The sequence below is a fragment of the Lactococcus sp. S-13 genome (genome assembly GCF_004210295.1).
In the GTDB taxonomy this organism is placed as follows: Bacteria; Bacillota; Bacilli; order Lactobacillales; family Streptococcaceae; genus Lactococcus.
Genome location: NZ_SDAK01000001.1, coordinates 768,732 through 780,970 on the forward strand (window position 1 = coordinate 768,732; position 12,239 = coordinate 780,970).

A 12,239-nucleotide genomic window follows, 5' to 3' on the forward strand; every position below is an offset into this window, starting at 1 on the left:
TACCTAAACTTCATTCATTTATAAAAACTATACCATCTTAAAAAAATCGAAAAGCCAACCCCTCCAAATTTTGTTAGTCTATTAACATAACCAAATAAAGCAAGAAAAGAACTTGCCAAAAATTTTCACTTAAATCAGTTGAAAACTTATTGAAGGAGTAATTATGAAAACATCAATCATCGGCTTTCCACGTATCGGAGCTAAACGTGAACTAAAATTTGCTACAGAAAGCTACTTTAAAAATCAAAGTAGCCAAACTGAACTCCTAGCAAAAGTCCAAGAACTTAAGTCTCAAAATTGGAAGATAGAATCAGAAAGCCAACTAAACTTCATTCCAAGTAATGACTTTTCCCTCTATGACAACGTTCTTGACGTTGCTTTCTTACTCAACATCATTCCTAAACGGTATCGTAATTTAGGTTTAGATAACTTGGATACCTATTTTGCAGCAGCAAAGGGATATCAAGGAAAAGCAGGCGATGTTAAAGCGCTACCGATGAAAAAATGGTTCAATACCAATTACCATTACTTAGTCCCAGAAATTGAAGATGATGCTCATTTTGAGCTAGTAGGTACAAAAATTTTTGATGATTTTAGTAGCGCTAAAAATCTTGGTTATTCTACAAAACCTGTATTAATCGGACCTTTTACTTTCTTAAAATTGGCAACCTATAAAAATAAAAAAGCGTCTGATTTCGCAACAGAAATTTCAAATTGCTATATTCAGATTTTAGAAAAATTAAATTTACTTGGAGCTGATTGGTTTGAACTTGATGAACCAGCCTTAGTCAAAGATTTGAGCCAAGCAGACATTGCCTTATTCAATGAAATTTATAAACCAATTTTGTCCTCTAAAGGTACCGTCAAAGTTCTTTTACAGACTTATTTTGGCGATGTACGTGATATTTATGAAGATTTAATTAATCTTAGCTTTGATGGTATCGGAATTGATTTTATTGAGGGGAAAGCCTCATTTGATTTAATCAAGCAGCATGGTTTTCCATCTGATAAAACTTTATTTGCAGGTTTAGTCAATGGTAAAAACATTTGGCGTAACAACTATCAAAAAACATTAGACAGTCTTGATTTATTGAGTCAATCAGCAAAGAATATTGTTCTTTCCACTTCATGCTCTCTGCAACACGTACCGGTTACAGTCACTTCCGAAACAAATTTAGAACATCATGTCAAAGCATCCTTTTCATTTGCAACAGAGAAACTAGATGAACTCGAAGAGCTTGCTGAACTCTTTGAACAAAACGACCAACGTGAAAATAGCACTATTCTAAAAGCAAATCAAGAACTTCATCAAAGTTTTAAACGTGCTGAAAATCCTGAAATCAAAGAGCGCCTTGCCAGTTTAACTAGCGCAGATCACGTCCGCACACCTATTCGCTCCGAGCGTTTGAAAATACAGAAAAAACGTTTAAAACTTCCCTTATTGCCAACCACAACAATTGGCTCTTTCCCCCAAACACCAGAAGTCAGGGTCAATCGTAAAAATTACCGTACAGGAGAAATTTCTAAAGCCGAGTACGAAGCTCAGCTCAAATCATTTTTTAAAGAGGTTATTTCCTTACAAGAAGATCTGGGGCTTGATGTACTTGTACATGGTGAATTTGAGCGTAATGATATGGTTGAATACTTTGGCGAAAATTTATCAGGGTACGTCTTTACAAAATTTGCTTGGGTTCAATCCTATGGAACGCGTTGTGTAAAACCTCCCATTATCTTTGGGGATATCCAGCGCGAACGTCCTATTACCGTTGAAACTTCTGCCTATGCCCAAAGTTTAACTTCAAAACCAATGAAAGCAATGTTAACTGGGCCTATCACTATTCTGAACTGGTCATTTCCTCGTGAAGATATCAATCACGAAAGCCAAGCAACTCAAATCGCCTTAGCAATTCGAGATGAAGTCTTAGACTTAGAAGCTGCTGGCCTACCAATTATTCAGATTGATGAAGCAGCTTTACGTGAAAAACTGCCGTTGCGCCAATCCGACTGGTATTCAGAATATTTAGATTGGGCAATTCCAACTTTCCGTCTAACTCATTCTGGTGTGAAACCTGAAACACAAATTCACACGCATATGTGCTATAGCGAATTTGAAGACATTATTCAAGCCATTGACAACTTAGATGCTGATGTGATTTCTTTTGAAGCAAGCCGTTCTTCTTTAGACATTTTGCGTGGATTGAAAGCAAACCATTTTGAAACTGAAGTCGGTCCTGGCGTCTATGACATTCATTCCCCACGTGTGCCATCCATTGAAGAAATCGAACAAGTCTTACATAAAATATTGCAAATCATCCCTCAAGAACAAGTCTGGGTAAACCCTGACTGCGGACTGAAAACAAGAAGAAATGAAGAGACAATAAGAAGTCTCAAAAATCTCGTTTTGGCTACTAAGCAAGTCCGAACAACTTTAGTAAGAAACGAAACTTTATGAAAATATCCGAAATTTACGAACAAAAAAATAAACGCAACCAGACCGTTATATCCTTAGAAATTTTCCCTCCTAAAACACTCAATGGAGAGAAAACAATTTTTGATACCGTAACAAACTTGACGAAAAAACCTGACTATATCTCGGTCACTTATCGAGATGTCACTGGCGATAAAACACGTGAAATTGCGAGTAAAATAAAACAAACAACTGGTGTTGAAGTCCTACATCACCTCACCTGTGTTCAAAAAAGTCAGGGAGATATTGATGAGATTTTAAACCAAATCAAAGAAGCTAATATCCAGAATATTCTAGCTTTGCATGGCGATTATCCTAAGAACCAAGAAAATTATTCTACTTCTGATGAATATCCTCTAGCCAAGCATTTGATTAGCGATATCAAAAAACGAGCTTGCTTCTCCGTGGGCGCAGCAGCCTATCCAGAAGGTCATGTTGACAGTAACTCGATTTCTGAAAACATTGACCACCTTCGCCAAAAATATGAAGCAGGTACTGACTTCTTCATTTCACAATTATTCTTTGATAATGATAAATTTTATCGTCTTAATGAAGCTGCAAAAACTGCACGTATTGCCTGCCCATTAGCAGCAGGGATTATGCCAATCATGTCTGCTGCTAATATCGAACGTCTGATTTTCTTTGGTGCCTCTATACCGACGAATTTAATTAAAATTATCAATAAATATAAAGAATCACCAGAAGATTTAAGAAAAGCTGGTCTTGAGTACGCCTTCAAACAAGTAGACGATTTGATTGCTCATGGTGTTGACGGCGTTCATCTCTACACAATGAATCGTCCTAGTGTTGCCAATGAGGCTATGGAACGCTATTTATAAATTTCTTCAATAAAAAAGATTAGAAATTTCTCTAATCTTTTTTATGTTCTTCAAAATTTTTACGCCTCTTTTATATACTTAATCAGGATATCAGCAAACTCCGAAGTTGAGAGGCTTCCTCCCAAATCCCTCGTGCATTCTTTAGCCTTAAAAGCATAGAATAACGCCTTTCTGATGGTTTGTGCCACTTCATGCCATCCGAGATAATCAAACATCATAACTCCCGATAAAATCAAACTTGATGGATTTGCTTGATTCAAGCCAGCAATATCAGGTGCTGTACCATGAGTAGCCTCAAAAATAGCATGACCCGTCTTGTAGTTGATATTTGCTCCGGGAGCAATACCAATCCCTCCTACTTGCGCAGCAAGTGCATCAGAAATATAATCTCCGTTTAGATTTAAAGTAGCGATCACCTCAAAATTTTGCGGATTAAGTATAATTTGTTGAAGAAAATTGTCAGCAATAACATCATCAACATAAATTTTTCCTGCTTGCATTGCAGCAGCTTTTTCTTCTTCCGCCTTCTTTTTCCCTTTTTCTTTTTTTATTTTATCATAGATCAACTTTGTAAAAGAAGGGTATTGCTCTGCTACTTCATACGCCCACTTACGAAAGCCCCCTTCTGTGAACTTCATGATGTTGCCTTTATGAACAATTGTTAATCGTTTTTTTCCATTTTTTAAAGCATAATCGAATGCGGACTCAACTAACCGCTTCGTTCCCTCAATACTTACTGGTTTCACCCCGATTGCTGAAGTTTTAGGAAAACGTATGGCTGTTACCTTTAAAGTTTGTTCCAAAAAATCAATTAACTGGTGAGCCTCTGAGGAACCCGTAGCGAATTCAACACCGGCATAAATATCCTCTGTATTCTCCCTAAAAATTGTCATATCAACTTTTTCGGGAGCTTTCATCGGCGATTCAATGCCTTCAAAATATTCAACAGGTCGAACGCAAGCGTATAGATCAAGCTTTTGCCTTAAGGTGACATTAATTGAGCGAAAGCTTTCTCCTACTGGTGTCATCAAGGGACCTTTTATGGCCAGTAAGTATTCCGAAATTGAGTTTATTGTTTCATCGGGGAGATAATTTTCCTTAAACTTGAATGCTTCTTCTCCTGCTAGTAATCTAAGCCAATCAATTTTTTTATTTCCCCCAAAAGCCTTCTCTACTGCTGAGTCAAAAACTCTTTTTGCTTCTGGAAAAATATCCTCGCCAACTCCATCTCCTCTGATATAAGCAATGGTTGGAAAATCTGGCACAAGTAGCTTACCATCTATCATTTCAATTTTCATTTTATTTTAATCTCTCCTCTGTGTGTAAAATTACCGCTCATCATTTTGTCTTCCAGTTTATCCCTCTTATTTTTTTCGAATAACATAAGGCATAATTCCATCATTTTCATAATAGTCTAAATCAGCATTGGAATCAAAGCGCAAAAGGACTTGAAAGCTTTTATCATCTGCATAAACAAGTATTTTTTCATGTATTTGAGGTTTTTTAGGTAAATCAATCGAAAATATTTCGTCACCGGTTAAACCAAGTATTTCCGCATTCTCTCCCTCTAAGAATTGCAAAGGAAGCACTCCCATCATCACCAGGTTACTCCGATGAATCCGTTCAAAACTTTCAGCAATAATCGCTTTAACTCCTAGTAATTTTGTTCCCTTAGCCGCCCAGTCACGACTGGAACCCATTCCATAATCTTTTCCAGCCAAAACAACCAGACCTGTTTCTTTCTCCTTGTATTTTTGAGCAACATCATAGATTGGAAGAATATCTTGACCATATATAGAATATCCTCCTTCGGTGTTCCCTACAAGCTGATTCTTTATACGAATATTCGCAAAGGTTCCTCTTGTCATGACTTTATCATTTCCACGTCTTGAACCAAAACTATTAAAATCCTTATAAGCTATGCCCGCAGCACTCAAGTAAGCCCCCGCTGGCGATTTCAAAGGAATGTTTCCTGCTGGGCTGATATGATCCGTCGTGATTGAATCACCAAACTTTGCCAGCACGCGCAAATTCGAAAGTCCAGTTATCGGAGGCAAATCTTCAATCAAATCATCGAAATAGGGAGGGTTGGAAATATAAGTTGAATCATCTTTCCAATCATAAACTTCACTTTTGCTGGTTTGAATCTCATTCCAAGCGACATTTTCATCAAAAATTTTAGCATAATTTTCAGCATACAGCTCTCTTGTCACATATTTTTGCACAAATATTTCAACTTCGTCTGAACTTGGTAAAATATCTCGCAAATAAACTTTTTCACCCTTTGAATCAAGCCCCAATGCTTCTTTAGCAAGATTCTTCCGAACGGTTCCAGCTAAAGCGTAAGCAACAACTAACGGTGGACTCGCAAGATAATTCGCCTTAACGAGTGGATGGATGCGCCCCTCAAAATTTCTATTTCCACTCAAGACGCTCGTGACAATCAAATCATTTTTAACAACGTCAGTTTCCATTTCAGTTAAGAGTGGTCCTGAATTTCCGATACAAGTGGTACACCCATAACCAATGACATTAAATCCCAACTTCTCAAGATATGGAAGTAAACCTGCTTTCTCAAGATAAGCGGTCACTACTTTTGATCCTGGGGCTAGAGATGTCTTGACCCAACTTGGTACCTTCAAGCCTTTCTCTACCGCATTTTTAGCAAGTAGAGCAGCCATCATCATCACATGGGGGTTGCTTGTATTGGTACAACTGGTAATTGCCGCAACAGCGATTTTCCCATCATCTTCTTTCAAAAAGCGTTGCTTTTTCACAAACGCTTCAAAGTTGCTTGTTAACTCTGACAACTCAAGCATATCTTGCGGGCGAGAGGGACCGGATAAACGAGTTGCAATCTGGCTCAAATCAATATCAACTACTCTATCGTAGCGTGGTTCAGAAGCAGCATCATAAAATAATTTATTTGCTTTGCTGTATTCTTCTACTCGAGAAACTACTTCTTCAGAGCGGTTTGTCGCTCTCAAATACTTCAGAGTTTCCTCATCAATTGGAAAATATCCGCAAGTTGCTCCATATTCAGGTGCCATATTTGCAATCGTCGCTCGGTCTGCTAAACTGAGATTCTTCAAGCCTTCGCCAAAAAATTCAACAAATTTTCCAACAACCTTCTCATCACGCAAAACTTTTGTAACCGTCAAAGCTAAATCAGTTGCCGTGGCAAATATGCCAAGTTTTCCTGTCAAACGTACTCCGACAACCTCAGGAACTAGTAGAGAACTTGGTTCTCCTAGCATTACAGCCTCAGCCTCGATGCCACCGACACCCCAACCAAGGACACCTAGACCGTTGATCATTGTTGTATGACTATCTGTGCCAAAAACACTATCTGGATAAAGTAAGCCATTTTTTTCAGTGATTACTTCACTCAAATATTCAATATTAACTTGATGAATAATACCTGTCGCAGGAGGAACAACTCTAAAATTTTCAAAAGATTGCTCGGCCCACTTTAAAAATTCATAACGTTCATGGTTTCGTTCAAATTCTTTTTGAGCATTTAAGATAAGAGCAAGCTCATTGCCTTGAGCGTCCACTTGCACAGAGTGGTCAATCACTAAATCTACTGGAATTTCTGGATTGATTAATTTGGGATTTTTTCCTAATTTAACCATCGCATCTCGCATAGCTGCCAAATCAACAATAGCAGGAACTCCTGTGAAATCTTGTAAAACTACACGACTTGGTAAAAATACTGTTTCTTTTCCACTAATTCCTTTTAGATAATCTAAAAGAGATTGGATATGATTTTGATTGATAGTTGTATCATTTTTCTGTCTTAGTAAACTTTCCAACAACATTCTCAGACTATAGGGCAATTTTTCAATCCCTTCAAGTTCAGAAATATCATAGTAGCAGTAAGTTTTGTCATCGATTATTAAATTTTTCATCTTTCCTCCATTTTTAAATAATTTTTCGATTCTAAGACACTTTCATAGGCTGGGCGGATAATTTTATTCATATTGATGAGTTCTTCAATGCGATGCGCTACCCAGCCGACAATTCTAGCAATGGCAAATAAAGGAGTAAATAATTCTTGCGGGATTCCTAATATTTCGTAGACAAATCCAGAATAGAAATCAATGTTGGGTGAAATTGTTTTATAGGTTTTTCTATTTTCTGCTATTACTTGTGGAGCAAGAGTTGCTATTTTTTCATAAAGTTTAAATTCTTTTTCTAATCCTTTTTCTTTGACCAAACGTGCAACATAGGTTTTGAAGACTTCAAAGCGTGGATCGCTCACGGTATAAATTGCATGACCAATGCCATAGATAAGTCCTTGTTGGTCAAACACTTCTTTATTTAAAATACGCTGTAAATATTTTTTTATTTCTACATCATTATTGAAGTCCGAGATGTTTTCTTTAATATTTTCTAGCATTTTAGCTGCTTTGATATTTGCCCCACCATGCTTTGGGCCTTTTAAACTGGATAAGGCAGCCGCAATGGTAGCATAAGTATCTGTTCCACTCGAAGTGACAACGTGCGTTGTAAAAGTTGAATTGTTACCTCCACCATGTTCCATGTGTAGAATTAAGGCAATGTCTAGCGCCTTTGCCTCAGTATCTGTATAATGGCAATCAGGTCTAAGCATCCGTAATATATTCTCAGCTGTTGTTAATTTAGCATCTGGATAATGGATGTAGAGGCTTTCCTTTTTAAAATAATGGATGTATGATTGATAACTATAAATTGCAAGTAAAGGAAAATCAGCGATGAGATCAAGTGATTGTTTTAAAACATTTTCAATCGAAATATCACCTGATTTTTCATCATAGCTAGCTAGTGCAAGAAGGCAACGACTCATCGAATTTATCACGTCACTTGAGGGATTGGTCAAAATCGTTTCGCGAACAAAGGTTTCTGGTAAAGTTCTTCGACTCGCTAACAGCGTCTGGAATTCTTCAAGCTCGCTTGCTGTGGGTAGCTCACCAAATAATAAAAGATAGGTCATTTCTTCAAAGCCAAATCGATTTTCTTTGCGGAGATCACTAACTATATCTTTAATATTGTATGCACGATACTCCAAAATTCCGGGAATTTGGTTTCCTTCTTTATCGAAAGAATGTATCGCAGAAATATTAGTTAAACCTGCTAAAACTCCTCTTCCGTTAACATCTCGCAACCCTTTTTTGACACTGTACATTTTATAAAATTCACTGGGAATTTGTGAATTTTTAATCATCTTTTCTTCTTGTTTAGCTAATAAATTCATAAATACCTCCATCTATTTCATTATTATACACTTTTTGTTTCTAAAATTCTATACTTTCTGAAAATTTAAATTGTTTTTGGACAAATTAAAAACCTATCAGTTTGATAGGTTTTTAATTTACTTAGTTAATTTCAATCAGTAGGTCTTGAGTTTGGATAGATTCACCTTTGATGACATGAATTTTTACAATTTCACAATCAAAAGGAGCTTCAAGCGTTGTTTCCATCTTCATGGCTTCAGTGACCATTAGAGCTTGACCTTTTTGAACTTTATCACCAGATTTTACAAGAACTTCCAGAACTGATCCAGGCATTGTGGCTCCAATATGATTTGGATTTCCTGTTTCAGCCTTACGTTTAGCAACGACTTGGGTTTGTACCGATTTGTCATTGATAACAACTTCTCGTCTTTGACCGTTGAGGTTGAAGAAAAGAACACGATTTCCTGCCAAGTCAGGCTCTCCAATTTCATCAAGTCGAATGCTTAGTGTTTTCCCTTTTTCAATCTGTACTTCGATTTTCTCGTTAAGTCGCATTCCATGAAGGAAGGTTGGAGTATCAATCAAAGTTACTGCACCAAATTCTTGTTGCATTTTTTGATAATCAAGAAAAACTTGTGGATACATCAAATAACTGATGACTTCGTGGTCGCCTGGTTGGTAGCCAATTTTTTTAGCTAATTCTGTTTTGACTTCTTCAAAATCAACTGGTTCAGCGTATAAACCTGGTCTGTCTGTAAGGATTGATTTATCTTTGACAATAATTTTTTGCAAACGTTCTGGGAAGCCACCTTCTGGTTGTCCCAAATCTCCTCGGAAGAAAGATACGACAGACTCTGGGAAGTTTAGTTCGGTGCCACGTTCGTAGACATCTTCTTCTGTCAAATCATTTTGAATCATAAAGAGGGCCATATCCCCAACTACTTTTGATGAAGGGGTAACTTTTATGATATCTCCGAACATCATATTTACTTTAGAATACATCTGTTTGATTTCATCAAAGCGATGTCCAAGACCAACAGCAGCTGCTTGAGCTTTCAAGTTGGTATATTGGCCACCAGGCATCTCATGTGTGTAAACTTCTGTCTGTGGACTGGTAATACCAGCTTCAAATGGCGCATAATATTTACGAACATCTTCCCAATAATGGTCAATTTGCTCAGCATTTTTCACATTTATTGCTGCGTGACGTGGTCCATGCTCCAATGCATAATAAATAGATTGCATTGACGGCTGTGATGTTCCTCCAGCTAAACTAGCAGTTGCAACGTCAATGATATCAACACCGGCTTGAGTCGCTCCTGAGTAAGTAATAATCCCATTTCCAGAAGTATCGTGAGTGTGCAAGTGAATTGGCAAATCAACCGTATCTTTCAATTCTGAAATTAAGCGATAAGCAGCCTGAGGTTTTAAAACTCCTGCCATATCCTTCACTGCTAAGATGTGTGCTCCCGTTGCTTCGAGTTCTTTCGCCAAATCTTTATAATATTTCAAATTATATTTTGGACGACTCAGATCAAGGATATCTCCTGTATAGCAAATGGTTGCTTCTGCAATTTTACCATTATCACGAACAGCTTGGATTGATTTTTCCATTTGTGGCAACCAGTTAAGGCTGTCAAAGATACGGAAAACGTCTATTCCTTCACGCGCTGCTACGCGAATAAATTCTTCGATGACATTATCAGGATAGTTTTGATAACCAACTGCATTAGAACCACGGAAAAGCATTTGGAACATCGTATTTGGCATGAGTTTACGCAGTTTACGCAGACGATACCATGGACTTTCATTTAGGAAACGATAAGCAACGTCAAAGGTTGCTCCGCCCCACATTTCAGCTGAAAAGAGTTCTGGAAGCCCTTGATCAATAGCTTGCGCAATTCCCTTCATATCTTGCAAGCGTAAACGTGTAGCTAGAAGAGATTGGTGCGCATCACGCAAGGTTGTATCTGTCAACAAGACTTCTTTAGTATTTTTGACAAATTCTACAACGGCATCCGCACCTTCTTCATCTAAGATATTTTTAGCAGTTCTTTTCTTTTCAATACTTAATTGAGGTTGACGTGGTTCTTCAAAATGGCGTTTTTCCGTGTTTTCAATTCCTGGGAAGCCATTCACTGTAATTGTTGAAAGATAATGCAAGGTTTTTGTTCCACGGTCACGTAAACGTGGGAAATTGAAAAGACTTGGTGTATTATCAATGAAAGTCGTTGTGGCTTGTCCACTGGTGAAGTTTTCATTAGTAATCACGTTAATCAAGAAAGGAATATTCGTTTTTACTCCACGGATTCTAAATTCGTGAAGAACGCGATCCATTTTACGCACACTGTCACTAAATTCATTGGCAAAAGTACAAACTTTTACTAGAAGAGAGTCAAAGTATGGGGTGACTTCATAGCCCGCATAGGCATTCCCAACGTCCAAACGAATGCCAAAACCACCTGGTGAGCGATAGGTATCAATTTTCCCTGTATCTGGTAAGAAACCATTTTCAGGGTCTTCTGTGGTAATCCGACATTGAATGGCCGAGCCTAAAAGAGGAATTTCATTTTGTGCAGGAATTCCGATCTCTGTGTGCAAATCTTTACCTTGGGCAATCAAAATTTGGGCTTGGACAATATCCACCCCTGTAATCAATTCAGTAATGGTATGTTCAACTTGAACACGTGGGTTGACTTCGATGAAGTAAAATTTATCGTCTTTGACTAAAAATTCTACGGTACCAGCATTGATGTAGCCTACATTTTTGCAGAGTTTTACTGCTGCTTCACAAATTTCATTACGAAATGCTTTGGAAAGTCCCACGGCTGGAGCAATTTCAATAACTTTTTGATTGCGTCGTTGCACAGAGCAGTCTCGTTCGTAAAGGTGAACAATATTGCCATGGCTATCGCCAAGGATTTGAACTTCGATGTGTTTTGGATTTTCGATGTATTTTTCGACGTAAATTTCGCCTGAGCCAAAGGCTCCGATGGCTTCTGATTTAGCACGGGCGTAGCCATCACGCATTTCGTCGTCATTCCGCGCCACGCGCATTCCGCGTCCGCCGCCTCCAAGGGCAGCTTTAATCATGACTGGATAGCCGTAAGTTTTGGCAAATTCAAGGGCTCCCTCGATGTCGACTGCTCCATTTGTTCCTGGAATTCCTGGAACTTGCGCGGCATCAGCTGCTGCTTTGGCTTTGATTTTATCCCCAAAGATATCCAAGTGATGTAAATCAGGCCCAACAAAAACCAAGCCAGCTGCACGAACTTTTGTTGCAAATTCCAGATTTTCAGACAAAAGTCCATAGCCTGGGTGAATGGCGTCAGCGCCTGATTCAAGTGCAACACGAATGATGTCATCAATATCTAAGTAAGCATCAATTGGCTTTTTGCCGTGCCCAATGAGGTAGGATTCATCTGCTTTGAAACGGTGAACTGAATATTCATCTTCACTTGCATAGACTGCAACAGTTGATAGACCGAGCTCATTACAAGCACGGAAGACACGGACAGCGATTTCGCCACGATTGGCAACGAGCAATTTTTTCACTTTGGACTCCTTTTATAACGGTGGGACTGGGTGATTTTATGATTATTCACCAAATCAGTGTTCACTTTTATTTTTTTAATCTATTTTTATAGAAAATGAGTTACTGGCAGCTTTGACAGTAACTTCATATTTAACTTTAGCACTTTTTAGGATAACTTACAA

Annotated in this window: 6 protein-coding genes; 2 read left to right on the forward strand and 4 right to left on the reverse strand. The window is 38.0% G+C overall.

Annotated features, from left to right (window positions below; all coding sequences use genetic code 11):
- The first annotated feature begins 163 nt into the window (after window positions 1-163).
- Both metE and EQJ87_RS03810 read left to right on the forward strand, forming a co-directional pair.
- Window positions 164-2,452 carry a 5-methyltetrahydropteroyltriglutamate--homocysteine S-methyltransferase gene (gene metE / locus EQJ87_RS03805; RefSeq protein WP_130123412.1) on the forward strand — a complete coding sequence of 763 codons (2,289 nt, stop codon included), beginning with the start codon at window positions 164-166 and terminating at the stop codon, window positions 2,450-2,452.
- The gene (locus EQJ87_RS03810; RefSeq protein WP_130123413.1) at window positions 2,449-3,306 is read left to right on the forward strand and encodes a methylenetetrahydrofolate reductase; all 858 of its coding nucleotides are present in this window, start codon (window positions 2,449-2,451) and stop codon (window positions 3,304-3,306) included. Before metE ends, EQJ87_RS03810 begins: the two co-directional genes overlap by 4 nt.
- 59 nt (window positions 3,307-3,365) lie before the next feature.
- On the opposite strand, the gene icd is transcribed toward EQJ87_RS03810, so the two are convergent.
- From icd to EQJ87_RS03830, 4 genes are all read right to left on the reverse strand, one after another.
- Entirely contained in the window at window positions 3,366-4,604 is a 1,239-nt protein-coding gene (gene icd / locus EQJ87_RS03815; protein WP_130123414.1) for an NADP-dependent isocitrate dehydrogenase, read from the reverse strand.
- 66 nt (window positions 4,605-4,670) lie between these two features.
- Entirely contained in the window at window positions 4,671-7,217 is a 2,547-nt protein-coding gene (acnA, locus tag EQJ87_RS03820; RefSeq protein ID WP_130123415.1) for an aconitate hydratase AcnA, read from the reverse strand.
- Window positions 7,214-8,542, reverse strand: coding sequence for a citrate/2-methylcitrate synthase (locus EQJ87_RS03825; RefSeq protein WP_130123416.1), 1,329 nt, complete (start codon window positions 8,540-8,542; stop codon window positions 7,214-7,216). Before EQJ87_RS03825 ends, acnA begins: the two co-directional genes overlap by 4 nt.
- Before the next feature lie 121 nt (window positions 8,543-8,663).
- Window positions 8,664-12,077, reverse strand: a complete 3,414-nt coding sequence (locus tag EQJ87_RS03830) for a pyruvate carboxylase (RefSeq protein WP_130123417.1) — start codon at window positions 12,075-12,077, stop codon at window positions 8,664-8,666.
- Window positions 12,078-12,239: the final 162 nt, after the last annotated feature.